General features: G+C 60.2%; 24 protein-coding genes and 1 tRNA gene. 10 read left to right on the top strand and 15 right to left on the bottom strand.

Annotation, left to right across the window (positions count from 1 at the left end; all coding sequences use genetic code 11):
- Positions 1 to 278: 278 nt before the first annotated feature.
- Complete coding sequence (locus DVK07_RS15755; protein ID WP_121597939.1) at positions 279 to 590, bottom strand: MarR family transcriptional regulator; 312 nt, start codon at positions 588 to 590, stop codon at positions 279 to 281.
- 97 nt (positions 591 to 687) lie between these two features.
- Between DVK07_RS15755 and DVK07_RS15750 the strand changes: the two genes are divergently transcribed.
- From DVK07_RS15750 to DVK07_RS15740, 3 genes are all read left to right on the top strand, one after another.
- Positions 688 to 885, top strand: coding sequence for a hypothetical protein (locus DVK07_RS15750; RefSeq protein ID WP_121597938.1), 198 nt, complete (start codon positions 688 to 690; stop codon positions 883 to 885).
- Positions 882 to 1,955, top strand: a complete 1,074-nt coding sequence (locus DVK07_RS15745; RefSeq protein WP_121597937.1) for a site-specific integrase — start codon at positions 882 to 884, stop codon at positions 1,953 to 1,955. Before DVK07_RS15750 ends, DVK07_RS15745 begins: the two co-directional genes overlap by 4 nt.
- Before the next feature lie 161 nt (positions 1,956 to 2,116).
- Positions 2,117 to 2,920, top strand: a complete 804-nt coding sequence (locus tag DVK07_RS15740; RefSeq protein ID WP_121597936.1) for a DUF429 domain-containing protein — start codon at positions 2,117 to 2,119, stop codon at positions 2,918 to 2,920.
- A gap of 39 nt (positions 2,921 to 2,959) precedes the next feature.
- Here the strand turns inward: DVK07_RS15740 and DVK07_RS15735 are convergent, their stop codons facing one another.
- Positions 2,960 to 4,798: an SLC13 family permease gene (locus DVK07_RS15735; RefSeq protein WP_121597945.1), complete on the bottom strand. Its 1,839-nt coding sequence runs from the start codon at positions 4,796 to 4,798 to the stop codon at positions 2,960 to 2,962.
- Between the two features lie 197 nt (positions 4,799 to 4,995).
- Between DVK07_RS15735 and DVK07_RS15730 the strand changes: the two genes are divergently transcribed.
- Positions 4,996 to 5,697: a TVP38/TMEM64 family protein gene (locus DVK07_RS15730; RefSeq protein ID WP_121597935.1), complete on the top strand. Its 702-nt coding sequence runs from the start codon at positions 4,996 to 4,998 to the stop codon at positions 5,695 to 5,697.
- Positions 5,698 to 5,731: 34 nt separating this feature from the next.
- On the opposite strand, the gene DVK07_RS15725 is transcribed toward DVK07_RS15730, so the two are convergent.
- Both DVK07_RS15725 and DVK07_RS15720 read right to left on the bottom strand, forming a co-directional pair.
- On the bottom strand, positions 5,732 to 6,154 hold the full coding sequence (locus tag DVK07_RS15725; protein ID WP_121597934.1) for a GtrA family protein: 423 nt from the start codon (positions 6,152 to 6,154) through the stop codon (positions 5,732 to 5,734).
- A complete protein-coding gene (locus tag DVK07_RS15720) occupies positions 6,154 to 7,743 on the bottom strand; it encodes a sulfatase (protein ID WP_121597933.1) in 1,590 nt (529 codons plus the stop codon). The genes DVK07_RS15725 and DVK07_RS15720 overlap by 1 nt, the downstream gene beginning before the upstream one ends.
- A 158-nt stretch (positions 7,744 to 7,901) precedes the next feature.
- On the opposite strand from DVK07_RS15720, the gene DVK07_RS15715 reads away from it, so the two are divergent.
- Together DVK07_RS15715 and DVK07_RS15710 are read left to right on the top strand one after the other, a co-directional pair.
- On the top strand, positions 7,902 to 8,858 hold the full coding sequence (locus DVK07_RS15715; RefSeq protein ID WP_121597932.1) for an alpha/beta fold hydrolase: 957 nt from the start codon (positions 7,902 to 7,904) through the stop codon (positions 8,856 to 8,858).
- Positions 8,859 to 8,958: 100 nt separating this feature from the next.
- Entirely contained in the window at positions 8,959 to 9,231 is a 273-nt protein-coding gene (locus DVK07_RS15710; RefSeq protein ID WP_121597931.1) for a hypothetical protein, read from the top strand.
- A 16-nt stretch (positions 9,232 to 9,247) separates the two neighbouring features.
- Here DVK07_RS15710 and DVK07_RS15705 read toward each other — a convergent pair whose 3' ends face one another.
- Positions 9,248 to 9,784, bottom strand: coding sequence for a hypothetical protein (locus DVK07_RS15705; RefSeq protein WP_121597930.1), 537 nt, complete (start codon positions 9,782 to 9,784; stop codon positions 9,248 to 9,250).
- Between the two features lie 83 nt (positions 9,785 to 9,867).
- Between DVK07_RS15705 and DVK07_RS15700 the strand changes: the two genes are divergently transcribed.
- A tRNA-Val gene (locus DVK07_RS15700) sits at positions 9,868 to 9,942 on the top strand.
- Between the two features lie 291 nt (positions 9,943 to 10,233).
- On the opposite strand, the gene DVK07_RS15695 is transcribed toward DVK07_RS15700, so the two are convergent.
- Together DVK07_RS15695 and DVK07_RS15690 are read right to left on the bottom strand one after the other, a co-directional pair.
- Complete coding sequence (locus DVK07_RS15695) at positions 10,234 to 10,791, bottom strand: hypothetical protein (RefSeq protein ID WP_121597929.1); 558 nt, start codon at positions 10,789 to 10,791, stop codon at positions 10,234 to 10,236.
- Entirely contained in the window at positions 10,788 to 11,318 is a 531-nt protein-coding gene (locus tag DVK07_RS15690) for a hypothetical protein (RefSeq protein ID WP_233565457.1), read from the bottom strand. Before DVK07_RS15690 ends, DVK07_RS15695 begins: the two co-directional genes overlap by 4 nt.
- A 193-nt stretch (positions 11,319 to 11,511) precedes the next feature.
- Here DVK07_RS15690 and DVK07_RS15685 point away from each other — a divergent pair, with 193 nt between their 5' ends.
- Both DVK07_RS15685 and DVK07_RS22290 read left to right on the top strand, forming a co-directional pair.
- The gene (locus DVK07_RS15685) at positions 11,512 to 11,754 is read left to right on the top strand and encodes a hypothetical protein (protein ID WP_121597927.1); all 243 of its coding nucleotides are present in this window, start codon (positions 11,512 to 11,514) and stop codon (positions 11,752 to 11,754) included.
- A gap of 378 nt (positions 11,755 to 12,132) precedes the next feature.
- Positions 12,133 to 12,762: a hypothetical protein gene (locus DVK07_RS22290; RefSeq protein ID WP_147441184.1), complete on the top strand. Its 630-nt coding sequence runs from the start codon at positions 12,133 to 12,135 to the stop codon at positions 12,760 to 12,762.
- Between the two features lie 292 nt (positions 12,763 to 13,054).
- On the opposite strand, the gene DVK07_RS15680 is transcribed toward DVK07_RS22290, so the two are convergent.
- The 4 genes from DVK07_RS15680 to DVK07_RS15665 are packed head-to-tail and all read right to left on the bottom strand — an operon-like array spanning position 13,055 to position 19,906.
- Positions 13,055 to 13,444: a hypothetical protein gene (locus DVK07_RS15680; protein WP_121597926.1), complete on the bottom strand. Its 390-nt coding sequence runs from the start codon at positions 13,442 to 13,444 to the stop codon at positions 13,055 to 13,057.
- A gap of 2 nt (positions 13,445 to 13,446) precedes the next feature.
- Positions 13,447 to 16,098: a DUF1156 domain-containing protein gene (locus DVK07_RS15675; protein WP_158603168.1), complete on the bottom strand. Its 2,652-nt coding sequence runs from the start codon at positions 16,096 to 16,098 to the stop codon at positions 13,447 to 13,449.
- Positions 16,099 to 16,152: 54 nt separating this feature from the next.
- On the bottom strand, positions 16,153 to 17,073 hold the full coding sequence (locus tag DVK07_RS15670) for a hypothetical protein (protein ID WP_121597924.1): 921 nt from the start codon (positions 17,071 to 17,073) through the stop codon (positions 16,153 to 16,155).
- Positions 17,066 to 19,906: a hypothetical protein gene (locus tag DVK07_RS15665; RefSeq protein WP_121597923.1), complete on the bottom strand. Its 2,841-nt coding sequence runs from the start codon at positions 19,904 to 19,906 to the stop codon at positions 17,066 to 17,068. Before DVK07_RS15665 ends, DVK07_RS15670 begins: the two co-directional genes overlap by 8 nt.
- A 213-nt stretch (positions 19,907 to 20,119) precedes the next feature.
- Between DVK07_RS15665 and DVK07_RS22285 the strand changes: the two genes are divergently transcribed.
- Positions 20,120 to 20,758 carry a hypothetical protein gene (locus tag DVK07_RS22285; protein ID WP_147441183.1) on the top strand — a complete coding sequence of 213 codons (639 nt, stop codon included), beginning with the start codon at positions 20,120 to 20,122 and terminating at the stop codon, positions 20,756 to 20,758.
- Between the two features lie 95 nt (positions 20,759 to 20,853).
- On the opposite strand, the gene DVK07_RS15660 is transcribed toward DVK07_RS22285, so the two are convergent.
- From DVK07_RS15660 to DVK07_RS15650, 4 genes are all read right to left on the bottom strand, one after another.
- On the bottom strand, positions 20,854 to 21,123 hold the full coding sequence (locus DVK07_RS15660) for a hypothetical protein (RefSeq protein WP_121597922.1): 270 nt from the start codon (positions 21,121 to 21,123) through the stop codon (positions 20,854 to 20,856).
- An 80-nt stretch (positions 21,124 to 21,203) separates the two neighbouring features.
- Positions 21,204 to 22,214: a phage integrase SAM-like domain-containing protein gene (locus DVK07_RS15655; RefSeq protein ID WP_121597921.1), complete on the bottom strand. Its 1,011-nt coding sequence runs from the start codon at positions 22,212 to 22,214 to the stop codon at positions 21,204 to 21,206.
- Positions 22,215 to 22,580: 366 nt separating this feature from the next.
- Positions 22,581 to 23,519 (bottom strand): hypothetical protein, encoded by a 939-nt coding sequence (locus DVK07_RS22280; protein ID WP_147441182.1) that lies wholly within the window; start codon positions 23,517 to 23,519, stop codon positions 22,581 to 22,583.
- A gap of 1,142 nt (positions 23,520 to 24,661) precedes the next feature.
- Positions 24,662 to 25,537: a winged helix-turn-helix domain-containing protein gene (locus DVK07_RS15650; protein ID WP_121597944.1), complete on the bottom strand. Its 876-nt coding sequence runs from the start codon at positions 25,535 to 25,537 to the stop codon at positions 24,662 to 24,664.
- Positions 25,538 to 25,697 lie beyond the last annotated feature (160 nt).

Raw genomic sequence — 25,697 nt, 5'->3', positions numbered from 1 at the left:
CTTTTGAGCCAGCGACGCGGCTTGCTTAACGAAGCGGAAGAGTAGTTTGGACACATTCGGCTCTTCCGCTTCGTTTCCACCTTCAGAGCGACGCTATCCCGCCGCCTTCTGCGGATTCAACAGAGCAGTTCTATGTATTCAGAATCCAGTTCGAGTTGCTGGAACTCCATTTTTGTTGCCATAGTAGATGGTGACGCCCATGACTCCTCCGCTAAATGTTCTAGAATCCGCTCATCGACAGTGTACATCCATCGGCCCATCCGACGCATCTTACACATTCAGGCCTCGTCTTGAGTCTCACCAGCGCCTTCGCTCGTCGATACCTCTGCGTTTCCGTTCTCTGCCGCGTTGTACTCCCCTTTGAGATACGCCTCTCCCTCATCGGTCAGCGTGTACATCCCATTCCCGACCGCGTACAACAGCCCGTGGTTCGCGAGTTTCCTGCTCCGCTGGCCTACGTACTGCGAGCTGTACGGAATCCGGGGATGCTCCGCGATCTCGGAGACGGACAGGTAATCCTCGTTCGACTCGACGAACAGCTCTAGAATCCGCTCGTCGAGGAGAACCATCCACTTCCCGGATTTTCGCATACCTGCTATCGAGGGCGCGACATTATATAATCCGAGATAAGAAACGTTCGCTACAGGGACAAACTATATTTTGTTAGCCTCAGAATAGCAGGTCGTGATGAGAGATAATCCCCGACTGATCGCGGCGACCGACGCCCGCGATCTCTCCAACTGCGAGGTGTGCGGAGCCTCCATCGAACCCGATCCGCCGGACGGGTTCACTCGGTACGCGCGACAGGTGGCCGGCTACCTCGACCACTTCGCCGAGGCGCACCCGGATCACCCGATCCTCGACGCTCCGGAGGGCTACCTGTGAGCCGGGACCGCTCGCGCGATCCCGGCGACCTCGCCCCGCGGGAGGCGGTAACCCGCTACCTTCGTCGACGGCGGTCTGACTCGACCGACGCCAGCGTCAAATCGTGGAAGTACCGGCTGAAGCTGTTCGTCGAGTGGTGCCAAGGGATCGGCGTCGAACGGATCGGCGACCTCCGCGGCTACGACCTCGACGAGTATTACGAGCTGCGCAGCGGCGCGGTCGCACCGGCGACCCTCGAAGGGGAGATGTGGACGCTCCAGAAGTTCACCGAGTACCTGGAACAGATCGGCGCCGTCGACGACCTCTCCGACTCCGTCCGGGTTCCCGACATCGACGCGTCCGAACGCGCGAACTCGGAGAGCCTGTCGACCGAGGCGGCGCTCTCGCTGCTCAACTACTACCGGGACTCCGACCTCCACCGGGCGACCCGGCAACACACCTTCCTCGAACTCGCATGGCACACCGGCGCGCGGCAGGGCGGCCTCCGCGCGCTCGACGTTCACGATGTGTACCCCGGCAAGGGGTACGTCGAGTTCCATCATCGCCCCGAGACGGGAACCCCGCTCAAGAACAAACAGCACGGGGAGCGCGCCGTTGCGGTCCCTGATGAGACCGCGAGCGTACTGCGCGAGTTCCTCGGGAACCGCTACGACGTTCGCGACGAACACGATCGGCAGCCCTACCTCGCCAGCCGATACGGGCGCCCGACCGAGAACACGATCCGCACCTGGTCGTACGTCGCGACCCTCCCGTGTCTTCACTCGGACTGCCCGCACGGAAAGCAGCGGACCAGCTGCGATTACACCGAGTTCAAGCACGCGAGCAAGTGCCCGTCGTCTCGGTCTCCGCACCGAATTCGGACGGGCGCGGTGACGTGGATGCTGAACGCGGGGATTCCGCCCGAGGTCGTCGCGCAGCGCGTGAACGCGTCGGTCCAGACTATCCGCGATCACTACGACTGGGCGACCGAGTCCCAGCGGTGGTCGCGCTACCACGACCAGATGAACAGCCGTCGCGATCACCTCCAGAAACTCGACTTCGACGATGAACTTGATTTCAACACCCAGTAAGATGAATCGAGGAATAGAAACTACCGAGCAGGCTGCTCATGGCCCTAAGTCGCCGTCGTGCCGGCCCACTTCTCCCGCATCCGTTTTAAACTCACGAGCGACGGCGCTCCGTCCTCAACTCACCGAACCGGTTGAGTGCCCCGAGCCCGAACCGATCAGCGATGCCAACCGAGACCGTCGCGGGCGTCGACTGGGCGGGCGGCGCGTGGCTCGCGGTCGTGTTCGACGGCGACGAGGAACCGGCGGCGCGCCTCGAACCGGACCTCGAAGCGCTGTGGACGGACCGCGACTTCGACCGGCTCCTCGTCGACGTGCCGATCGGGCTCCCGGACGACGAGGCGACGCTCGCGGAGCGCGAGGCGGTCGACTCGGCCGCGCGCTCGGCGGCCGAGCGTCCGAGCAGCGTGTTCCCCGTGCCCTCGCGGGGCGCGTGCGAGGCCGCGGCGGCGGGCGCCGACTACGAGGCCGTCAGCGACCGGAACCGGGCCGACCTCGACAAGGGGCTCAGCCGCCAGTCGTACCACATCGCCCCGGCCGTCGGCGAGGTCGACGCGTTCCTCCGCGGCGACGAGTCGGCGCGCGAGGCGGTGATGGAAGCCCATCCGGAGGTGTGCTTCCGCGGGCTCGCCGGCCGGCCGCTCGACCACTCGAAGACCGGCGCACCGGGCGTCGGCGAGCGGCTCGCCGCGCTCGACGGACACCTCGACGGCCCGAGCGCGGCGCTGGGGCGGATCTGTCGGGACCTGTTCGACGCGGCGGAGGACGGCGGAGACGGGACCGAAGACGCCGCGATCGAGGCCGCGGACGCCACAGCCGACGACGCCGTGGACGCGCTCGGGCTGGCGACCGTCGCGCGCCGGCCGACCGACGAACTCCGGTTCCTGCCGGGCGACGACGCCGAGCGGCGGGACGCCGAGGGGGTCCCGATGCGGATGGCGTACTGGAGCCCCGAGCCGCTGGCGTGAGCGCGGCGGGGCGCCCTCGGGGGGCCGCGACGGACTCGCTCACACGCCCCAGCCGACCGCGATGCCGGCCGTCGCGACGACGGCGAGCAGCAGCTGGAGCGGGCCGCCGACCCGCAGGAAGTCGGTGAACTCGTAGCCGCCCGGCCCGTACACCATGAGGTTCGTCTGGTAGCCGACGGGCGTCATGAACGAGGTCGCGGACGCGAACATCACCGCGAGCAGGAAGGCGAACTCGTTCGCGCCGAGCCCCGCCGCGGTGGTGACGCCGACGGGGATCAGCAGCACCGCGGTCGCCACCGGCGTGATGACGCTCGCAAGCACGCCGGCGATCGCGTACAGGAGGAACATGACGCCGACCGGCGGGAGCACCTCGCCGGTCGCCACGAGGAACGACGAGACGAGCGCCGCGCCGCCCGTCGACTCTAAGGCGATCCCGAGCGGGATCACCCCGGCCAGGAGGAAGATCACGTTCCACGAGACGGCGTCGTAGGCGTCGGCGCTCGTCAGGCAGCCGGTTGCCACCATCGCGACCACGCCGGCGAGCGCCGCGATGACGACCGGCAGGGCGCCGACCGCCGCGAGCCCGACGACGCCGCCGAAGATCCCGACCGCGAGCGGCGTCTTCGGCGACAGCGGGGCGACGTCCTCGGGATCCGCGTCGGCCAGCCGGTCGAGCGCCCGCTCGTCGGCGACGAGCAGGTCGCCGGTGTCCGCGAAGTACTGGACGGCCGCGGGGGTCGTCCGGACCAGAAGGAGGTCGCCCGCCCGCAGCGTCTCCTCCGTCACGCCGGTGCGGATCAGGTCGCCGCCGCGGCGCACGGCCAGCACGCTGGTCTCGTGGAACTCCCGGAACCCGGTCTCGGTGACCGATTCGCCCGCGTACGGCGAGTGCTCGGGGACGACCGCCTTGGCGAGGAGCCCGTCGGTGGCCGCCGCCTCGAAGGTGTCCTCGGTCACGTCGCCCGGCTGTCGGCCGAGGCCCGCCGCCTCGCGGAACCGGTCGACGTCGTCTCGCGGCCCGTGGACGACGAGCACGTCGCCGGCCTCGACGATCCGGTCGGAGTGGGCGCCGGCGTACGCCGCTCCGCCACGGCGCGCCTGAAGCAGTCGGACCGCGGGGTACGCCTCGTCGACCGCCTCGACGGACTGACCGACCGCGGCGGAGTCCGGCCGGACGTAGAGGAACGTCAGGTAGTCTTTGAGGTCGAACTCGACGACCGGGTCGGCGTCGACGGGCACGCGGGCGGGGGTGAGCCGCCGTCCGACCGTCAGCAGGTACGCGATGCCGACGACGAGCAGGACGACCCCGAGCCCCGTGAACTCGAACATCCCGATGCCGTCGCGGCCGTCGATGAGGAGCCGCGCGAAGTCGCTGGCGAGGATGTTCGTCGAGGTTCCGATGAGGGTGAGGGTGCCGCCGAGGATGGCGGCGTACGACAGCGGGAGGAGGAGCTTCGAGGGGCTCAGGTTCGCGCTCTCCGCGAGGTCGGTGACCATGGGGACGAAGACCGCGACGACGGGCGTGTTGTTCACGAACCCCGCGATCGGGCCGGTCGTACAGACGGTCGCGACGAGCGCGCGGAACTCGCGGCCGCCGGTGAACGCCGCCAGTCGGAGTCCCAGCCGCTCCACGAGCCCCGTCTTCTGGACGCCCGCGCTGAGCATGTACATCGCCATGACGGTGACCGTCGCGGGGTTCGCGAACCCGGAGATCGCGGCTCGGGGGCCGACGCCCGTCCACGGCTCGAGGACGACGAGGGCGGCGACGACGCCCATGGCGGTGACGTCGTTCGGGACGACCTCGGTGACGAACGCCGCCAGCACGACGAGGATGAGCCCGAACACGACGACGACGCCCGACGGGTCGGCGGCCAGCATACGCGGAGTCACTCGCGTCGGTCGCTTCACTGTTTCCCCGACGCCCTTCCCGAGCGCGCGACCCGAGACCTGCGCGCCGCTCGGTGCCGCGCCGTCGCCGCCCTCCCTGCCCTCCACGCCGTCGCCGCCCTCTCTACCCACCCGCGCTCCCCGGCGGTGGTAAGCTTCAAGTCGCTCTGTCGCCCGCTACGACACGAATGAGACTCTTCTCCTCGCGGGCGGACCGCCGGCGGGGGATCGCGGCCGTGGTCGGCGTCGCGGTCCTCGCGGTCGGGCTCTACGTCCTCGTGAGCCGCTACGCGGGCTTCATCACCGACGCCGAGGCCCTCCGGACGTGGCTCGACCAGTTCGGTATCTTCGCCCCCATCGTGTTCATCGGCATTCAGGCCCTCCAGGTCATCGTCGCTCCGATTCCGGGACAGGTCGTCGCCCTCGTCGCGGGCTACCTTTTCGGCTCGCTCTGGGGCACGGTGTACAGCCTCACCGGCGTCCTCATCGGCAGCGCGGTCGCCTTCTCGCTGTCGAAGCGGTACGGCCGCTCCTTCGTCGAGAACGTCATCCACGAGGACGTGATCGAGCGGTTCGACGGGTTCGTCGACACCGTGGGAATTCCCGGGCTGTTCGCGTTCGTCATCATCCCCGGGCTTCCCGACGACGCCATCTGCTTCCTGAGCGGCCTCACTAAGTGGTCGCTCCCCACCTTCATCGGGGTCATCGCCGTCGGCCGCCTCCCGGCGTACGTGCTGACGGTGTACGCTGGCGGCGAACTCGCGAGCGGCCGGTTCCTCTCGGCGATGGCGCTCGTCGCGCTCGTCGTCGTCGCGTCCGCCGTCGGCTACTACAAGCAGGAGGCGGTCCGCGACCTCGTCGAGCGCGTCGAGCCGCGGCTCCCGTTCTGAGACGTCAGGACCGGACGGGTCCGATTCGCGCCGTCTACCCCCACGTCCACTGCGAGTCGAGCGCGAAGCGGTACAGCCCGCTGATGAGGATCGCAGGGACGTTCGCGACGAGCGCGGTCATCCCGCCCCACTCGACGAGCGCGTAGAGCACGCCGATCTGTATCGGCCACGCGGTCCCGCGAACCAGGTTCGTCTTGAGCAGTCCGCCGAGGTACTCGGACAGGCCGGTGTTCTGACTCGCCCGAAACGTCCACGCGTTGTTGAGGACGTACGAGAGGATTATCGTGATCTCGATGGCGATCGTCGCGGCGATGAGGTAGTTCAGTCCGGCGACGTTGTCGAACAGCCACAACAGGCCCATCTGTATCCCCGCGGTGACCGCGCCCACCAACACGAACCGACGCATTTGAACCGCGAGCGGTCCGCTAACGAGGTTGCGCAGCAGGGCGCGGACCATCACTTATACCCGAGCGCTTCGAGGCGGGCTTCGAGGTCTTCGTTGACCTCCTCCTCGCCGCGCTCGGCCGCGGCCGCTTCCGCCGCGGCGCCGCGCTCGCGGAGCAGCTCCGCGTGGGCGTCGACGACCGGCGCGAAACGGTCGATCACCGCCTGCGCCTCCTCGTCGGGGTCGACCGCGAGGTCCTCCTGTTGGGTCGGGTCCGAGGGCCGGTGGTACAGCTCCCGGTCGCCGGCGTCGACGTTCTCGATGTACGTCCAGTCGTCGTCGCGCGCGCTGACGAACAGGTCTCCGTCGGACAGCGACCGGGGGATCGGCTGCTGGGTTACCTCCTCGCCGCGGACGGTCACCGAGACGACGGGGTCGTCGGGGACGTCCGGCCCGTCGTCCGTGGCGTCGTCGCCGGGCGCTGACCCGGTCTCGTCGTCGCCGGCCGCCGATTCGGTCTCGTCGTCGCCGGCCGCCGACCCGGTCTCGTCGCCGCCGGAGAGCGCCGGGACGAGCGACTCGCCGTGCCACTCGGGCGCGGGGTCGACGCCGAGCAGGTCGGCGACCGTGGGCGGGATGGCGTCGAGTCCGACGTGCCCCTCGACGCTTCCGCCGTCGAGTCCGGGGACGTCGGCCACGAGCGGGACGTGGATCAGCTCGTCGTACAGCTTCGGGTAGTGGGCGAGGTGGCCGTGCTCTTGGAACTCCTCGCCGTGGTCGCCGGCGAGCAGCACCGCGGTGTCGTCGGCGACGCCCGCGTCGTCCAGGCTGTCGAGCAGGCGGCCGACGCTGGCGTCGACCTGCCGCACCGTCGCCTGGTACAGCGTCCGGAGCTCGCGGAGGGTCCGCTCGCCGACCTCGAGGCCGAGGCTCGTCCGAGCGTGCGCGTGGAGCATCTGGTGGGTGCCGACGATGCCGTCGGAGACCTCGCGGATGTACCGCGGCGCGGGGACGTACGGGGTGTGAGTGTCCATGTAGTGGACCCACAGGAAGAACGGCTCGTCCGTGTCGTCGACGAAGTCGGTCGCGGCGTCCTCGACGTCGAACATGCGAGAGGCGTCGAGGAACGGGCGGTCGTCAGTCTCGCCGCGGAGCTTCGAGCCGAGCCGACGGACCGGCGAGGACGCGAGCTGGATCCACGCCTCGACGGTCGGGTGGGCGGCGAGGTACCGGCTGTAGCGGCTGGAGCCGACGCTCGTGACGAACGGCTCGAACTCGTCGAACCCGTCGGGGTACCCCCAGTGGTCGGTGAGGAAACCGTTCGCGGCGTTGAACCCGCCGGTCGCGATCCCGGCGTCGGAGAGCGCCTCCGCGAGCGTCACCGACTCGTCGACGCCGATGTCGCCCGACCGGGCGAACACGGGCTCCGACGCGAGGATCGACGGGAACGAGAAGGGCGTCCAGTTGCCCGTCGCGAACGCGCGGTCGAACACGGTCCCGCCGTTTGCGAGCCCGTCGATGACCGGCGAGCGGCGGTCGTCGTCGTACGGGGAGACGGCGTCCGCGCGCAGCGAGTCCACCGTGACGAGGACGACGTTCGAGACGGTCGCGTCGTCGCTCGGCGCGTCCGCGGCTGAAGGGGTCGACGAATCGGATGTCATAGGGTACGGTGCGAATCCCGGGAGAACGCGCTCACCGCGGGCGAACTTTGGGATTCGCGAATATACTCGGAACGGCGGTTGCCAGCCGCTTGAGGATTTCGATCCCCCACATCCCGGGCGAGCGTACCTATTTGGCGGTGCCGACGCACGGGATCGGTATGGACGAGACGCCCACCGGCCGGCCGGTCGACGAGGCGGCGCTGCCGGAACCGGTCCCCGACGACGAGATACCCGAGTCGGTGCCGGGCCGGTCCCGCGCGATCGAGGCGAACGGCGTGCCGCTTCACGTCGTCGAGGCCGGCCCGGAGGACGGGAAGCTCCTGGTCCTGCTCCACGGCTTCCCGGAGTTCTGGTACGGCTGGCACGAGGCGATCGCGCCGCTGGCGAACGCGGGCTACCGCGTCGTCGTCCCCGACCAGCGCGGGTACAACCTCTCGGCGAAGCCGCCGGCGGTGCGCGACTACCGGATCGACGAGCTCGCACGCGACGTGGTCGGGCTGATCGACGCCTACGACCGGGAGACGGCCGCCGTCGCCGGCCACGACTGGGGCGCTGCGGTGGCGTGGTGGCTCGCGCTCGGCCACGAGGAGCGCGTCTCGGAGTTGGTCGCGGTCAACGTCCCACATCCGACCGTCTTCGAGCGCGCGCTCCGGGGGTCGTGGGACCAGCGGCTCAAGAGCTGGTACATGCTCGCGTTCCAGCTTCCCAAGCTGCCCGAAGCAGTCGCGAGCGCCGGGAACTGGCGGCTCGCGACGAACGCGTTACGCGACACGAGCGCGCCCGGCACCTTCACCGACGAGGACCTGCGACGGTACCGTCGGGCGTGGGACCGCGACGGCGCGTTCGGGGCGATGGTGAACTGGTACCGCGCGATCGTCCGCGACCGCCCTGAACCGGCGAAGACGGAAGTGTCCGTTCCGACCCTCGTGGTCTGGGGCGCGAACGACCGGTTCCTCGCGCGCCGGCTGGCCAACGAGAGCGTCGAGCGCTGCGCCGACGGCCGCCTGCTCGCGATCGACGACGCGACGCACTGGGTGGTCCACGAACACCCGCACCGCGTCGCCGAGGCGATCGCGGACCACGCCGACCCGCTGCCGCCGGGCGCGCGGGAGTAAGCCCGCGGGTTCGAATCGGCGAGTTCGAGTCGACGAATTCGGATACTGTCCTCAGCGCGCCGCCACAAAGATTATATCTGCCCTCGTCCAAAGGACAGATATGAGCAAACACTTCGAAGACGCGCGGTACTACCTCGGTCGAGCGGCGGAACACGCGAAGGCGGGCGTCGTCGAGGAGTTAGAGCCGGTCGAAGCCCGCGTGAAGGAGCTCGTCGGGCGGGAAGACGAGGAGCCGGAGCCCTCGCGGCTGGACAAGCTCCAAGCGGACCTGAAGGAGCTCGAAGAGCGCGCCGAAGGCGAGGCCCGCGAGGCGGTCTCGTCCGCCCGGAAGCGCGTCGCCGAGTACCGCGGCAAGGACACCGCCGCGGAGTAGTCACCCCGCGTATTTCTCACCGTATTGGCGGTCCCGGCGCGTCGGCCGCAGCGACCGCGTCGCCGCCGATTCGTTTCTCGGCCGGTAGCACCGCGTACTCGATGCCCGCGTCCTCGAACAGCGACCGCGCCCGCTCGATGCCTCGCTGCGCGTCGACGTCGGTCGCGCGATAGTGGCGGATCGGGTGGCGGATCCACGACGGCTCCCAGTGGGCGTACACGTCGGTCGTCGAGCGGTCGGCGCCGGCGTACAGCGCGAGGTGGAGTTGGTTGTCGCTCGCGAGCGCACCGTCGGGGTATCGGACCCAGCTCGCGACGGTCGTCTCCGGAGGCGTCTCGTAGTCGCGGTACTTGAGCGAGGAGACGAGGTTGCGGACGAACCCGAGCCGGTGGAGCTGCGCCTCGACGATCGGGTACGGCTCGCGGAGGGTGAACGCGTACTGCTCGCGGGGCGTCTCGCGCTCGGCGTAGAGGCCGACGAGCGACAGCGGCGCGTGGAGGAGGCTCGCGACGCCCTGCCGGAGGCGTTCGAGAAAGCGGAGTTCGTGGGTCACGGCGGGGGATCCGGGCGGCACCGGAATGAAGCTTCGGCGTAAAGTAACTCTTAAGTCCGGAGGTCGGATACCTCGACACGAGCGGGTTGGTGGTCTAGCCAGGTTATGACGGCTCCTTCACACGGAGCAGGTCGGCGGTTCGAATCCGCCCCAACCCACATAGTCACCGCTAAATTCTGAAGGACGCTACCCCCACGCCTTCATGCGGTTTTCTACACCCCGTGTGTCCTTATCGCGTACACCGGACGGTCGTTCGTGTCCAAACCACCGGACGTGACCGAGTTCATGGTGAAGGACGGGTGCCAGCCACAAATTTCTACTGCCGATTAACCCCGAGTAGCGGACTGAATGAACCGATGTCGCCACTATCCGTCGTTGTCTCGTTCAACTGCTCTGATTCCGCAGCGGCTTCATCGGTTCGGTACTAAAGAAACTCCGACGCGCGCCAGCTACTCAGGGGGTAGCAGTTGCGCGCGAACACGGGCCGCGGCTTCGGTCATACCCTCCGCGAGTAAGTCCGCGACGAGTCGGTAGACCTCCTCAATCTCGACGGCGTCCTCCTCTCGGTTCGAACTCGATGAGTCGCCCGGGTAGTCATCGACGACTCCGACGACGTTCTCGTGACGGTCAACCGCGACACGAGGGAAGTCCTCTGGTGCGTGTCTCTCGGGCGCGTCCTCGGGATGGTTCTTCCGTCCGGCGACTTGCCCGAGATGGATGAGGACGCCCTGTTTACCGGTAAAGGGTGTACCACAGTAGGGACACAGTCGCGCGACCTGCTCGGTCTCACGCTCTTCCGGGTAGTCCATCTCGACGGGTTCGGACCCGACCGTTTCGAGGTCATCGAACGAGACCTCGTCCGGTACTGTTCCCTGTTCGCCGTGTCCGTTCCCGGTGGAACGACGAACATGGAGGTTGATTCCCCGCGCCAGTACCTCGGCGTCGCAACCACTTACCGGGCACTTGACGGTACGCTCATCGTTCCGATGACGCTCGCGGTCGGTCATCGGTTCTCACCCCGGTAGCAGCTGAAGCAGGGTAGACTATTGCTGGCCGGCCCCGGACACCACTCCGTATCGTCCAGACAGGGATTACCACCACCGTCGGAGTCCACTGTCGCGCTGCCTCCGTCAGTCTGGAGGACATCAGCGGCAGTCGTCCGCGCGGTGTCATTACTCGATGAGGCCGCCGGGAGAGATTCGTGAGCCGTGGCGGCCCGGAGAACTGTTTGCCCCCCGACCGTAGCCAGCGCGACCTTGTGCTTACAGTCCTCCTCTCGGTGGACATCTGACGGGCACTCGCACTCGATGGGGACGACGACGCCGTCCTGCTGCTCGACGCCTACTACGTAGGAGTGCGCAGATTTTTCCGTGCCGTAGGCCGCGTTGGTCACTTGGACTTGGTGGGGACCGACAACGGTGAACTCCCACGCTTCCCATGTGACGCGCTTGGCGGTCTTCGGGCCGAAGTTCAATTGTGTGACGACACGCTTTTCAGCCGCAGATTCGTTCGCTGTCATGGTCTTTGGCTCCACCGAAGACCACCCGTCCGGTGTTCCAGCACCGGGCGTTTCTGCGAACGTCGCCCCAGAGGGACGGGTCGTCTTCGTATTACTACCTTGAGCGGTATTAATTATAAAACTGACGGAGAAGGGCGCAATGTCCGTACCCGCGCTGTCAATAACTTAGAGGGTAATTTCTTTTGTCCCCTTCTCGTATTAGACGATAATGAGCGACGACTCGACACCCGGGCGAAAACCCCGGGTAACCGACGATGAAATTCTGGACGTGTTGCGTGCTTCCGACGACCCTGTCCTCTCGACTGCTGAGGTCACCGAGCAGCTTCCCATAAAGCGTAGTGCTACCTACAAGCGGTTGAACGCGCTTCGTGAGGACGGGCGGCTCATCGGTAAAGAAATCGGCGGGCGGAATACCGTCTGGTGGGTATCCGATGACACCACCCGTAGTTAGAACATGAGCGTGGGTGGGGTGGTAGACATTAGTTAGTAAGCTGCTCTGCGAGAATTTTCACTCACAGTCTGATTTTACGGGGACTTGTTGGCTGACGTTTCCGACTCGCCCCCATACGTAGGAGATGAAGGTCGCCGTATGGACGGTTCGGTCCTACTTTTTAGAGAGAGTGGATTAGATGTCCACTTTTCAACTACTTTTGCTTCAGTCGGGTGTCCACAAAGATATTTATACGGAAGCACATAGTTACAGATGGAATCACAAGCGGTCCGACGTATCAATTAATCCAGCCCGGGTGTAGCCGGTGACAATTCCTATGTTGGGCACGTATCGCCCACTCTGATACCGGTTCTTAGGGCTCCAAAGAGGTCAACAACCATGACAGCTACACCCGACATGGAGTCCGAGGATAACCCGTACACCGAACTTGTCTGCTGCGATACAGACAACGCAACGACAATCGACTGGAAAAATTGGCAGAACGATGAATACTGGCCCGGGGACTACCTTTATGGAGATAAGAAGGTCTACTACGGGCACCTCGACCGTCAGAACTCTGGTCTTCAAAACGGCCCAAAGTACCAGAATAAATCGTACGAGACATACAAAATCAACCGACATTTAGTCATGTGTATCGGTGGTCGCCTCAACATGGGTGACTGGGGAAAGAAGCGAGCCACCTCATTGTTAGTTGGTCTCCTCAGAAGCAACATGGGGTTGAAATCAGGACTGGTTGCGTTCTGTACTTGTGCGTACGTTATCGAGGAGTACCAAGACGGAAGAAGGGCTCACCCACAAGTGAACCAGTCCGAACGCGACCCGCTCGTTGAATCACAACGAGAGGAACTGAACATCTCGCAATCCCAATTTAGTAGCACATACGGAAAGGTTGCTCACCGAGTCAAGAATCGTGACCTCGACCTCCCTCGCCACGATAGATACAACATAGATGAACACCTGTCTGGATTAGATGCCGACCTCACCAATCAACCTTGGAAGGTGAGGTAGGGAGGGGGGTATAAATACCCCTTTCTATTTTATTAGGTGGATACCCTCTGGGCGAGTACCCTTGTGGTACCAACCTCGGGAGGTTCCCGGGATTTAGACCCATTATTACACAGCTCGGTATTGAACTCGATGAGGCCGCCGCGGTGAGACAGCCCGGCATCGCACCGCAGGCGAGCGTAGCGAGCCGAGGAGCGAAGCCCGGAACTCAACGGCAAACAGTAGAGGACCAAACGCTTTGGTCAACAGCGGCGGCTCATCGGCACAGAGCCGCCCTCGAAAGTCGAGGGAGTAGCTACTTTCGAGCGACCGCGTGGCCCGCCTCAATGACCCTCGGTTCCTCGACGAAAAGGTTTCCAACGGGAAGGTACACGGAACTGCCGCCACGCTCGATACGTACGCTGAACACGTCGTCGTCCACCAGGTCTCCGTCGAATACGAGTTGGACAGCTTTCGGACCACGGAAGGAGCCGCTCTTCCGAAGCACGTCACGCAGCTCTCGGACGGCCTCATCGCGTTCGTCCTCGTCGGCTTCGTACAGTAGGTCCTCAAGCTGCGTCACGGTAAGCCGTGGTGGGAGAGTTTCACCGCTTTCCACACGGCGGAAGAACGCGAGTGCCGGAAGCTCCTCCTCGGTGTGTTCAATGCGGGAGGTCACGAGGTTGTAGCCGGCGTTGAGTGACATGATTAGAACTGGGAGAGGCTCATTTCCATCACGCTCTCGTAGCGGTCGTCACCCGTAGCGTCGGCGAGGAACTCCGCGAGTTCTTCGAGGTCATCGCTCTTCCACTCGCTGAGATACTCTGACGTGTTTTGGTCGGTGACATAGAGGTGATAGAGGTACTGTACCTTGTCGATGTCCAACAGTATATCATCGACTTCCTCACCACCGAGCGTCTGTTGCGAGCCGTCTCCACTCTTAGAGAGTTTGCGCTCAATGTGGTGGACACGCTCGTCGGCGGAGACCGGCTCCTTCCGGTCACGAGGTCCCTTTACCAGTTTCTCGTCCGCGAGGTCGCTGACGTTCAGGTTCTTCGCGAGCAGTTGTTTATTGAGGTCGTCGAACCCCTCGGGGCCACGTTGGACAAAGGCCGCGTACGCTTCGCTGAGGGAGTCAATACTCGCTGGGAGGTTGACGGAGCCTTCGAGAACCTGTTCGATGATAGAATCTACCGTATTGAGAGCCTCATCGATACCGGCCTGCTCGCCTTCGGAGTAGACGTTCGGATAGTGCCGCGAGTAGTAGTACATACATTTCCCACGGAGTATGACGCCAAGGTCGGCTTTCGAGAGGTCCTCGTGACGCTCACGTTCTTCGGCGGCCATGTCCTGTAACTCGAAGAATAGGTTTTGCCGGAGTTCGGTAAGCGTGATTTCCTCGTCGGCCTGCTCCTTGTTCGCGTACACGAGGATGTCGTATTCCGCGTTGTCAAGGTCGGAGATATGAGGGTTGTTCGGCATCTCTGACTGGACGGGGTATGCTCCCGTGATAGTGAATCCACTATTAATGAGTGCTTCCAGAATCACCGACCACGCCTCGTTCTCGTTATGATGGTAAGTGAAAACCATCTCGCCATCAGGTTTCAAAACTCTATGACACTCGGAGAAGACATTAGCAAGTGACTCAATAAAGAACTGCTCGCCTTTGTTACTGCTCTTGTTAGCAACGATTTCTCTTGCTTTGGGGACGAGGTCTGGCCGGAATTCGTCGTACTTTTCGCGAAGGCATTCACTCAACCAAACATAAAAATAATCGGAAAGGCTAGAGTATTGTACATTATCGTAATATGGAGGGTCTGTAATAATATAGTCAACTGATTCATCATTCTCCACCATCTGTTCTGACGTAGCACAATTTAGGCTGGCTACCCGTTTCTCAGATATTGATTCATCCCCCACATAGAACTGCTCTACCTCTCCCGTTTGAGGATTTTTGATTTTCTCAAAAGGCCGGTTACAGTATTCTTTTGCTCTTTTTACCTTCCCAAAGGCGTTACTAACAGACGCCAGATGTTCTGCTAATGGATTTGGCTCTACTGGTTGAACTCTGGGTATGTACGCGTGGCGTGTGAATACACTATTAGCTCGCTGTCCCGTTGTATCCCATTTTGTTAGATTACTGTTCCTTTCAATAGCTCCTGAAATCGAGGTTATGATAAATTCAGAGATATTCTCCGCATCCGCATTTTCAAATTCCATTTCACACACATCGAGTGCTTTACTCATTAGAGTTCCCAAGGTGAGAAGTTGCCTATCAGAGAATAAATCGGTGAATTGTTTATAATTGTACAAGAGTAGTGCCTCTGTTGAGCGATGTTCCTCCAGATTTTGGGGGATTTTCTGATTCGGTATCGGGAGCGATTCCTCAATTGTCTCAAATTTATCTCTTGCCTCGGAAACGCGCTGCGAGTCGTCCTCCTCAAACTCTTTTATTTTCTTATCGCCTTGCGGGTTCTCGTATTGTAGTGCGAACCTCTCAAAAGAAGGTTTCTCGTCAAGCCTCTGTAACGTCTCTTTAATATCGTGTTTGTGACCATTTGAACAGGTGTATTTTCCGTAGCCCGCGTTCCCATCATTGGGGTCAAATTCATGACCGCAGTTCGGACAAACATCATTACCATCTTCAGAAATCGTTACTGTCTCTCTGTCACCAATCGAGACTTCAGTCCCCTCTTCGAGACCTTTACTACGGTTCTCAAGTTCGATGATTCGGTCGTTACAGTTTTGATTCGGGCAATAAAGCGCCCCCGGCCGCGTTTTCTTGGTCTTCGCCAATTGGTAGCGGGGGAATAGCTGGACTTCCTCATCACAAGTCAGGCAAGGTATTCGCTGCGCTTGGAGGTAATAGAGAGCTTCACATTCCTCGCCCGTTTCCGGGTCGATAGTGGTATAGTAATCTCCCAGTTCCTCGCGTGTCTCCTCTAGAATCCGGTCGAACTCACGCTCAAGAACGTCGAGATTCACATCGTCCATCGACTTCTTTTCGGTCCACCACGCAACCGGATTGAGTTCATAGCCGATGACATCCGCACCGAGCCGATTGCTCTCAACGAGTGACGTTCCTCCACCAGCGAAGGGGTCTAGAACCGTTACGTCGCGGTCGATATGTTCGTCGTTCGGATTGATTTGGGGGTCATATGAGTCGATGTACAATCCATCATGACTGCCACTGGACCGCCGGGTGAGGATGTCGTTTTTTGTAATGGTGTTGTCCGTCATCGCGGCTATCCCGAGACACCGGAACGTCGAACCTGGTCGACGCGCCCACCACTTATGTATCGAGTAGATGGGGCGGTAAACGTCGCGGCGGTAGGTCTCTTTCTCGGCCAGTTCGTCCATCAGATTTAGTGGGAGTTTGTCCCAAGTCTCGGTTTTCTCAGTCATAGTTTCTTGTTAGGTCGTAATTCGAAGAACGGGCGTCAGACACTCCGGCAGGCTGAATCCCCCGTGACCGATTCGACTTGATGCGCCGGGTTTCGTCCATGTGTAGTGGCCCTTGACAACGTAGTGGCCACCGACGCGCTCAATAACGCCGGAGTCGCGGAGTTGGTCAAAGGCGTAGCCGTCCTCAACCTCTCGGTGACGGCCGTGGAATTTGTTAGAAAGTGCTTCCTCATCGCTATCTGAAAGGGCGTAGGGATTCCCTCCGAGGTGGTTGATGTAGCCGTGGTCGCTCGTTACGAGGAACTCCTCATGGACGCTCTCGGAGACGATGTCCTCAAGCAAGGTCTTCACGTCCGCGTAGATGTCGGTCAACTCCTCGACCGAGTAGTTCCCCTTCATCGCTTCTTCGAGCCGTTGGTCTGGGTGGCGCGTCCAAACGTACTCCGGTTCGGTTCCGGGCAACTGCGGCACGTCGAGGTCACCGATAAAGCGGTAGTCGTCGCGGTTGACTGCTGACGGACTGTGAGCGTTGAACCACTCGCGGCAAATGAACTCCGTCGCGGAGGGTAGACGCTCGACAGCGGCCCAGTCGAAGGACACGTCCCAGTCATGGTCTGCCGCGAGGTCTCGCTCTAACTGGAATCCCTCGCGAAAGCTGAGTGCGTCCATGATGACGCCGCAACCGGAGTCGAGTTGCGTGATGGGGTGGTCACCCATCGAAGCCTTCAGCTCGTCATACAACTTAGGCTCTTGCCGGCCGAGATGGTGTTCGAGCGACCGGGTCCGGTACTCCGAGGTGTTTAGGTTCCGGTCTGCCAGCGCGTCGGGTTGCGACCAGATTCGCCGGAGACACTCGAACACCCCGTCGAGAACGGACTCTCCACGGACGAGTTCTTCGAGTTCCTCGGCTCCGTAGAGTCCGTCAGTCACCCTTTTCGACCTCCATCCAGACCTCAAACTCCGCGTCGTCCGGGACATCGAGTCGAAGAAGTACGTCGTTGAGGAGGTCGTCTCGCGAGAGGGGTGCGTCCGGCGAGATTGTCAGCGTCTCCTCAACTGTGACTTGGTCTGCGAGAGCCTCGGCGTCGAGACCCCGACTGGTGACGCCGTCCTCGGTAAGCGTCCCGGTATACGTGATGTTGAGCGTGTGAATCTTCGAGTCGATACCGAGTTCCCGCTCCAATCCGTCGATGAGACCGGGTTTGTCCGCGGCATCGAACTCACCCATCAGCGGGAATCGCGTCGTGGTGGTCCCTTCAAGCTCTTCTTCCTCAACCTCGTCTTTTAGCTCCCCGAACTGCTTGACGAGGTCTTCGGTGTTTCCACCTTCAACAGTGACCTCGTTATTTTGAACGCTCTCTGCGTCGAACTCAAATCCACACTCACATTTTGTTCCCTCCAATTCGTTCCCGCATTGTGGGCAGAGGAAAACCTTCGCCGCCGCAGATGTCCCTTCGCCGGCCTCATCGGTTCCGGTACTCGCGTCCGAATCACTTGTGGAGCCAGTGCCGTCTCCAGCCGAAGTCGTAGAGTCAACGGTGATGGTCGCCGGTTTATCGTCGTCATCGTCTTCAACGGTCTGAACGTAATCCTCGTGGACGAGAACCGTATCGCTCCCGATGCTCCCCACCCGTGTGCCGAAGTACGTTCCGACCTTGATGACCTCGTCCTGACAGAGGGACTGAATCGCGTCCGTGAGTTCTCGCTCGTCGGTGAGTGTCGGGTATTTCGGGTTCCGGTAGAAGTCGTTGAGGAGATGCTGGTACTGGAGACCACCGCCCTTCGCCGTTTCGACGGCCTCCTCTACGTCGGAGCGGAGTTGACTGCTGTCGGGGGTAACTACCTCAACAGTTGCGTTGTAGAAGTCTGTGTTTCCGCCCACCGGAAGTTCCTCTGGGAAGAGTCCACGTTCCGTTGAAGTGTGAACCGTCCCGTACTTGTCTCGGACCCGGTCGCGAAGATTCTGGTAGTTCTGGTCGTGGATGTCATCGAAGCCGTCAGGCAGGACCTCTTCATCGCGTTTCAGCTCCTCCCCTGCGACGACCTTCCGGGCGAGTTCGCGAATCCCTGTGTTCGAATCAACGCTGGACCGCTTCTCCGGAGTGACGAGGACAAGCGTATTGTTGAACTCGCGTTCCTGCCCTGTGGTGAGTTCCTCAAACTCGTCATCGTAACTCCGCTTCGCAGCCAGCGAGACCACTATCTTCAGTGTCTTGTTATCTGGAATGTCCTGCTCGGTATTGACCGGGTCAAGAATGTGGACATTGTTGCGACCGTTGAACAGGTCCTCTTTGATAAGGCGTTCAACACGATGGATGGCCGTGTTCTTGTGGATGTCCTCAGCCTTCTTTTCGATTCGCGCGGCCGGATTCTCGTCCGTATCGAAGGCGTACTCTCCGTTGATTCGGAAGACGTGCCAAGCGTGGCCGAACACATCCTCGGTGAACGTCTGGATAATCTCGTGAGCGTTCTTCCCCTTCCGCATCGTCCCCATTAGCATCTGACGCTTGTTCGCGCCCTCATCTCCCCCGCGCGAGAGACTGTGAAGCAGGACGATGTTGAGTAATTCCTCAACGTGCGGCTCGAACTTCCTCTCTCCACTCCGGTCATCCGATGTGGCTTCTCCGAGCCGGTGATAATCGTTCAGGTACTTGCCAACCAACTCACCGTCGATAAAGCGGAACCAACCGGTGTATTCAAACACGTCTACGTCGCCGGTGAGGATGAGGTCAACCTCGTGGTAGTTGTCGGCGAAGATTTCGGTGAGGAGCTGGAGCAAACCACGAGCGTCCTGGTGTCCCTGCTGTTCGGAGAACTTGTCCATCAGGGTTTCCAGCGCGACCGGATGGAACGGGAAATACTCCTCAATCCGCCCCTCCAAGTCCTGATAGTCTGTGAGTTGAATTTGGCCGTTGTTCCGGTAGACATCGGTGTACTCCTTCGCCAGCGATGCTACCCCATCTGGGTCGGTCACGTCGCCAACGAGCCGGTGGAGGAGGAACCGAATCTTCTCGTCTCGACGACGGGAAAGGTCATGCCGGAACGGATTGGTACGGGGCAGAATCGCCTCCACATCTGCCTCTTCGAATAGAAGAGATACGTAGACCGCGAGTGGCGTATCGTCTCGTCCTGCCGCTTCGAGTAGGTTCTGGAGGAAGCCAAGATTATCGTCCCGATACTCGGAACGACCGCTCATCCCGAACCACCGCTCGAATTCGTCAATAAAGACCGCAGTCGGCTGGTCGTTTAGTGCGTCCCGAATCTCGTGGACTCCCGGTGGGTCACCCGCTTCCCAGTCGTCAATGTTCAAATAGTCCCCGACTGCGACGTGGAGCTTTTCATAATCGCTGTCGAGATTCAGCATTTGGAGGGCGGCTGTCTTCGTATTCGATGGAAGCGAGGCCTCAATCCCGTTTTCATCGAGCCACCGCTCTCCCAAATCCGGAGAAGAAAGCAGATGGTATAGTACGAGTTCGATGTGGCTTTTGCCACTGCCGAACTCGCCGCCGATGATGTGAGCGCCTTCGGATACGCTGGTAGATGAGTCGAACTTTTCCCCTGTTCGCTTGATAATGCTTGTCAGTGTTTCTGTGGGGTAGGTAATACTCAGTATTCTTTCAGCGTCCTGTTCGGGTGACTCTCGACTGTCGTATAGGTTGTATAGGCTGACTTCGTCGAGGAGGTTGTCAGCCGTGATTTCTCCGGTGTCCGTCTGAATTTCGTCAGACGGGGTGATGTAATCGGAGATTACACGGGAGGTCATCTAACCTGACTCCGTAGCGTTATCAGTTAGTCTTTCCGACAATACGCTCTTGATAGAAAATGGCTGCCGCTGAACGTTACTCACTGAGTCAGGTGGATAGAAGCTTCCGATGAGTTAGGATAATATGGAGTGAGGAATGGTTGAACCCTTGGCGACCCCGTCGATTTTAGTTAGTGTAACCAATTTATATGGAAAGAGACACAATAAGTTAGCATGCCTGAAGACGGAAAAAGTACGTCCAAGCCTTCACTTCGAGGGGATGTAATAGATATATTCTTGTGGATATTTGTAACAGTGGGTGCTACATTTCTCGGTAATCGGCTGGCGTACAGTCTGAGACACTATTCGGGCAGACAGATACTCCCCGGATTTGAGCTACCGAAGACAGTCCTTACCGCTGATATCGTTGAAGATTGGCTTGATAATTATCACTTCGAGGAATACGAACTAAAAGAACAAGATAATGGATACTTTGAGTTCCATATTCAGAATATCGATGACGGTGAGATGGTTGTCCAAATATTCGAACAGGGGCTTCGAGTGTTTGGCGAATACGAACTACCCGCCGACAAGATATTGATGATTATGGAACGGCCACAGGATAGAGAGAGACTCAAAACAGAGATTGAGGCAGTTCTCACCAATGCGCCCGGTGGGTTTGATTATTTTGACGATGAAGGGGAATCGTGTGGTTTTGAGGACATGAGAGGGGTACGATTCGAGTATCGACTTTATCCGGATGGACTGTCTCAGCACGAGCTAAATAATGGACTTCTATCTATTGAGCAAGCGATTGAGTACGTAGATAATCGCGTTGAGCAGATGGCTGATAACGTTCAGGCGAACCGATGAGGTAGTCTATACTATTCTGACGTACTGACATCTGACCATCGCCAGCGTCTCGGTCTAAACTTCTATTGAGGAAGTGGTTATTGGAAGGACCGAAACTATGTCTCGAAGTCAGCGTCGCTATTTTCGATTTCTTTCAGCGCGGTTCGAAGTAGAGACTCGGAAAAATCGATAGTGTAGTCCACCTTCTCGCCGTCCTTCTCAACGGTAGATTTTATTCTGACAAGGGATTCCCCTTCAGTCTCGCCGACTACATCCTGAACTTCGGCTTCACTGTCGGGAACAAGGTGGTCTACCGTCTCTTCGCTAAAATCTGGGTCTGCCTGTTCAATCCACCATCGAGTAATGTCTACTGTTCCGTCAGCCATACAAAAATTGAACCACCGACTGAGTTCTTAGATGTGACGATAGAATAGTGTGGGAGTGGTTTCCTTCCTCAGCGTTTGACTCAGTCTTCGCCCATTTCAAATGCTTCTCGTCGCAGTTCGCGTTTCTCACTCTCTGTTCGCGCGTCGTAGTGCTTGTCGAGCGTCTTCGAGCTTACGTTCATCCGACCGGAGAGTAGCTGCTTCGCGTGGCCGTCGTTCAGCCACGCCGTGATTGCGCTCCGGCGGATGGTGTGCGGCGGGACCGATGAGGGGCACCGCTGCGACTTGTTGTAGTGGTTCGCCGCTTCGCACCCGTCTTCGTCCCTGTCGTGAGGACACTCGTTCGAGTAGTGGCACGGCCTCGTCAGAGCGTTGATGTTCTGCCGAAGGTTTGTCCCTGCCGGCCGTCCGTGGTCCGACGTGAGCAGCGGCTCTCGGCCGTACTCGTCGGTCACGTCCTTGCGGCGCATCTCGATGTAGTCCACGAGGATTTCGACCACCCAGCCGTGAAGGTTGACCTCCCGCTCGGCCTCGGCCTTGTTTTTCAGCGGGGTGTCCGCCTCGGGCCGGTGGGCGACCTCGACGTACTGCCCTTCCGGGTGGAAGTCATCTACGTCAAGCGCCCGTATCGTGCCCAGTCGAAAGCCCGTGTCCCACAGCAGCGCGAAGAGCGCGTGCCGGAGCGTGGCGTACTCGTACTTGTCGAGGTAGTCGAGGATGGCTTCAGCGCGGCCCGGCTCGATTTTCTCTTCGCGGGCCTCCTTGTCGGGGTTCGGCATCATCATCTTGTCCGCGATGTCCCCCTCGATGAGGTCCATCGACTCGCACCACCGGATGAAGACCCGGAGGGCGGTCATGTTGTTACGGAGCGTTAGCTCGTTGACGCCGCCTTCCTCACGACGGAAGATTTTGAAGTCGTGGATGTGGAAGCCGTCGATGTCGTTGATGTATTCGATGCCGTGTTCGTCGGTGAACTCCGTGAAGCGCCGTAGCGCGTAGCGGTTGTTGCGGAGTGTTGAGGCCGAGACTTCTGCTTCGCGTTCTTCGAGGAAGCGTTCGATGGCCGCTTCCGGAGACATCTTGCGTGACATGGCTGATTGGGAACTCAGCCACGCCGGGTGGATGAACGAGGTTCGGTGATTGCCGGGCGGTTCTCGTTGGGTTCCTCCTTTGCGGTGCGCCGCCGAGGGCGATTGGCAAATCGCCCGAAGGCGGCGAGGTCGGCGGTTCGAATCCGCCCCAACCCATCGACGAAGCGATTCCTTCTGAAGTAATCCAAATCGCCAGACAGCGGAGGGTCTTTATAATACTCCAGTCGGAAATCTGGAAATCAATCCATCAGGTTCGCTGGTCCGGGTCGCCGCTATGTGGTGTTTTGAATGAAGGAGTCGGCGGATAAGTACCTATCGACAAACTGAAACTGGCGAGAAGAGCGACGTATACCAACCTCCCACGAGTCACCAATAGATGGCTATCGGTTGGATAATGACCGCGACGCCGCCAACAGATAATGCCTTATCTTCAAGATCTACACTAATTGTCGATTGTTTAGTCGGTGGTTCATTGTCTCCCTGAAGGTCTTCTACCGACACACCCCCCAAGTCCGGGAGGGGAATGTCCTGTTCAAACCCATCAAGTAAATCAACAAACTCACTTCCAAGTTCCCGAAATGAATCAATAGAATCTTCAGATAGTACCGTTCCAGCCACCCGTAGTAGATCTATATAATCCCACTCTTTGTTAGGTGGTACTATCTCCTCAACCCGTCCCAGAACGGTGTAAGAACGAGTTCCAAGAAACTCTCGGCGCGGGTCATCAATCCAGAGACTGTCTTTATTCATCGACATAGCATAACTATAATCTCCCTTACTGGTTTCGACAACCAAACCTATCTCTTCACCGTAGATACTCTCGCGAGCATCCTGAACTTGGTCTTTATCTATATCGACACCAGAAATGTCCGCGAATACCGAAGCAACATTTAACATCCGATAGAAGGGGTCTGTCTTCGCCATCCCCTCCACCTCAATTATCTGTCCGTTGTCGAAGGAAAGTGTGTTTTGGGTATCTTCAGGTCTCTCTTCTGGGAGCCGAACAAAATCATCTCTTTGTTCGACCTTCTGATACAGTTGTGAAAAGTGATACTGGTCATTAATTCTCTTCGTGGTTTCGAGTATTTCTGACCCAGTTTTGGAGCCCGATAAGTCAATATTGCCCCCCAACTCACCAAACCCCGGCACATTAACACTCCCTTTTGCTCCCGCACTCCCACCTCCTTGATAAGACTCTTCGGTCACCTCTCGCGCTTCCTCTGTTACTGGTATATTAAGTGAGGCCAGAAGGCTTTGGACGGCCAGAGAGTCCAAATACACGAACTGACGGAGGTCTTTAGTCATATGGCCGACGTGTGTCTCTTGCGACTAATCATTTCCGGGCCGGTTTTGACACCAATCTCGATCGCGGGCCGCGGAACAGCGTAACCCGGCTCACAAATTTTTGTTCTGTCTCCGCGCGTGAGGCGACTTTCAGATTCCCGTGGCTGGATTTATCTATATCTACACTACAGCGGTGTGGAAATAGCCTATTTGCGTGAATTAATGTCTGTAATATTTAAGTGTATATCAAAGGTCGTCTTTTAGTAAGGGTGATTGGAGCGGCCCAAGAACCGAATACGGATCCTGGTAAGGGCCATTAACGGATTATTCCTGATCTCTATTGAGCGCGGCAAGAAGGTGCCCAGTCCAACGGACAGTACCTCGTCTTCCACGCGGCAATACGGGTCGGGATGAGTTGGCTTTGGTGAAATCCTTAGCAGCTGATAGTTTTTCACCTCAATCACTCAGTACAGGGGTAGCGGCGAGCGATTTCGGGAGTAGGTGTAGTACGTCGTGAGTGAGATAGTTTATAAACCAGAGTGCGGTGTTGCTGTCTGCTGTTTATAAGTGACTGACGCCACCGCGGCGAGTGTCTCCAAAGCCCCAGCTGTGAGGGCGTCGTACGCTCGCTGCGCTCCTCGGTCGCTCACTCCGTTCGCTCCCTGCGGTGCTTACGTCGCCTACGACGCCCTCACGGCTGCCCCTTTGAGTCCCGCCCACACAGTGACCGCACCTCACGCCTCCCCAGCCTCGCCGCTCGCTCCGCTCGCGGCGTCCCTCGCGGGCTGGCTCGCGGCCGCCGGTGGCGGCCGCTCGCAGGCGCGCCACCGCACCTTTTTATAAGCGATCGTCGCCACCGCTCACGACTACTTAAATACGACATCGCAGACGGCGATCTGCGATATCCACTCCCGAAACCGATCGAGAAGCACACTTCAGCGACCAGTTGTTTCAGGCAAGAACCTATCTGAAGAAGAGGATTTCAACAGAGCCGAATCCGCTGATACACCGTGATATCGGCAATGACGAGTTCTCAGTGGATCTCAACTGTCCGATTGAATCCGCGGAAGGCGGCGATACAGCACGCTCGGAGGGCAGTAGCGAAGCGGAAGGGTCGAAAGAACGGATTCACTGCGAAGAACCGAAACGCGAAAACCCGGCCGCTATCGCTGCCAGTCGGTGACGTGGCAGGACTCGTCAAGTTCGAGGACGAGCGAATCGGCGCGGAGTTCGACGTTGATTCGGGCGGCTGGCGACTTGGAGTCCGGAAGGGCGACCTCGCTAATTCTCGCTAGGTTGTGCGGGCCGATTTGTGCATCGGTGGGGCCGAGTTCGTGCGTGGAGTACAGTGTTTCGACGGCCGGATGACCGAGGACCGTCTGGGCAATCGGGATGGGATACGAGACCCAACAGGTATCACACTTCGCCGTCGCGTACGCGACATCGTCGAGGAGGTACGAGTCCGGGACGGAGTCACGCGGGAACGAGAAACCGGCAGCGCCCCAACAGTGTGGACAGACGTCGTTGCGGAAGAGTCGCACGTCGCAGGCGTGTTTCCGAAACGAGAGGTCGATGACGTCTTCCAGCGTTCGGTCCGCTAACGCTCGTGGCGGGGTCGGGTACGCGATAGCGGCTCCGTGTGACGGACAGCCGACGTATAACTGGTGATGGCGGTACGATGCGACGAGCGCCTCCTCGCAGGAGGGACACTCGTAGTCGGTCTGTTGTTGGTCAACTGCGACCGTGTCACCGTCGTACGTTCCGGCACGGATCGTTGAGACGATCTCTAACGCAGCTACTCGCGGTCGATACGTCCCGTCCACCTTGCGAACGAAGTCGTCTTGGAGCTCGTCGAGGTGGTAACTGAACCGGCTTGTGTCATCGACGCCGACCCGTTCACGCAGTTCTGAAAAAGAGGGCCACTCGGCCGACCACGCGTCGCCGTACTGATCCGCGAGCGCGAAGAGGATACGAATCCGCGTTTTGTCGGTCAACGCCGCGTATGTGCTATCGTTCGCACCCGATCCTGTATCCGCCATGCTCGTGGTCCGAGTCGCTCTATTGTACGCATTCCGTTTAAACATATCAGATGTCGAACTTAAAAGCCATCCAGATTACACTTACAACCAACGCGGAATAGGCTGAACTGTGCCAATTCAGCGTCCCCGTTTACCGCCCCTATCCACGAGTGGCAGAGCG

This window comes from Halorubrum sp. Atlit-26R (assembly GCF_003666015.1).
Classification (GTDB): Archaea; Halobacteriota; Halobacteria; order Halobacteriales; family Haloferacaceae; genus Halorubrum.
The sequence above is the reverse complement of the archived record's forward strand: the minus strand, read 5'-3'. Positions and strand labels throughout refer to the sequence as shown.

Excerpts from the sequence above, each read along its gene's own strand:
- DVK07_RS15755 (WP_121597939.1), bottom strand. The coding sequence starts at position 590 with ATGCGAAAATCCGGGAAGTGGATGGTTCTCCTCGACGAGCGGATTCTA.
- DVK07_RS15750 (WP_121597938.1), top strand. The coding sequence starts at position 688 with ATGAGAGATAATCCCCGACTGATCGCGGCGACCGACGCCCGCGATCTC.
- DVK07_RS15740 (WP_121597936.1), top strand. The coding sequence starts at position 2,117 with ATGCCAACCGAGACCGTCGCGGGCGTCGACTGGGCGGGCGGCGCGTGG.
- DVK07_RS15735 (WP_121597945.1), bottom strand. The coding sequence starts at position 4,798 with ATGCTGGCCGCCGACCCGTCGGGCGTCGTCGTCGTGTTCGGGCTCATC.
- DVK07_RS15730 (WP_121597935.1), top strand. The coding sequence starts at position 4,996 with ATGAGACTCTTCTCCTCGCGGGCGGACCGCCGGCGGGGGATCGCGGCC.
- DVK07_RS15725 (WP_121597934.1), bottom strand. The coding sequence starts at position 6,154 with ATGGTCCGCGCCCTGCTGCGCAACCTCGTTAGCGGACCGCTCGCGGTT.
- DVK07_RS15720 (WP_121597933.1), bottom strand. The coding sequence starts at position 7,743 with ATGACATCCGATTCGTCGACCCCTTCAGCCGCGGACGCGCCGAGCGAC.
- DVK07_RS15715 (WP_121597932.1), top strand. The coding sequence starts at position 7,902 with ATGGACGAGACGCCCACCGGCCGGCCGGTCGACGAGGCGGCGCTGCCG.
- DVK07_RS15710 (WP_121597931.1), top strand. The coding sequence starts at position 8,959 with ATGAGCAAACACTTCGAAGACGCGCGGTACTACCTCGGTCGAGCGGCG.
- DVK07_RS15695 (WP_121597929.1), bottom strand. The coding sequence starts at position 10,791 with ATGACCGACCGCGAGCGTCATCGGAACGATGAGCGTACCGTCAAGTGC.
- DVK07_RS15685 (WP_121597927.1), top strand. The coding sequence starts at position 11,512 with ATGAGCGACGACTCGACACCCGGGCGAAAACCCCGGGTAACCGACGAT.
- DVK07_RS22290 (WP_147441184.1), top strand. The coding sequence starts at position 12,133 with ATGACAGCTACACCCGACATGGAGTCCGAGGATAACCCGTACACCGAA.
- DVK07_RS15680 (WP_121597926.1), bottom strand. The coding sequence starts at position 13,444 with ATGTCACTCAACGCCGGCTACAACCTCGTGACCTCCCGCATTGAACAC.
- DVK07_RS15675 (WP_158603168.1), bottom strand. The coding sequence starts at position 16,098 with ATGGACGAACTGGCCGAGAAAGAGACCTACCGCCGCGACGTTTACCGC.
- DVK07_RS15665 (WP_121597923.1), bottom strand. The coding sequence starts at position 19,906 with ATGACCTCCCGTGTAATCTCCGATTACATCACCCCGTCTGACGAAATT.
- DVK07_RS22285 (WP_147441183.1), top strand. The coding sequence starts at position 20,120 with ATGCCTGAAGACGGAAAAAGTACGTCCAAGCCTTCACTTCGAGGGGAT.
- DVK07_RS15660 (WP_121597922.1), bottom strand. The coding sequence starts at position 21,123 with ATGGCTGACGGAACAGTAGACATTACTCGATGGTGGATTGAACAGGCA.
- DVK07_RS15655 (WP_121597921.1), bottom strand. The coding sequence starts at position 22,214 with ATGTCACGCAAGATGTCTCCGGAAGCGGCCATCGAACGCTTCCTCGAA.
- DVK07_RS22280 (WP_147441182.1), bottom strand. The coding sequence starts at position 23,519 with ATGACTAAAGACCTCCGTCAGTTCGTGTATTTGGACTCTCTGGCCGTC.
- DVK07_RS15650 (WP_121597944.1), bottom strand. The coding sequence starts at position 25,537 with ATGGCGGATACAGGATCGGGTGCGAACGATAGCACATACGCGGCGTTG.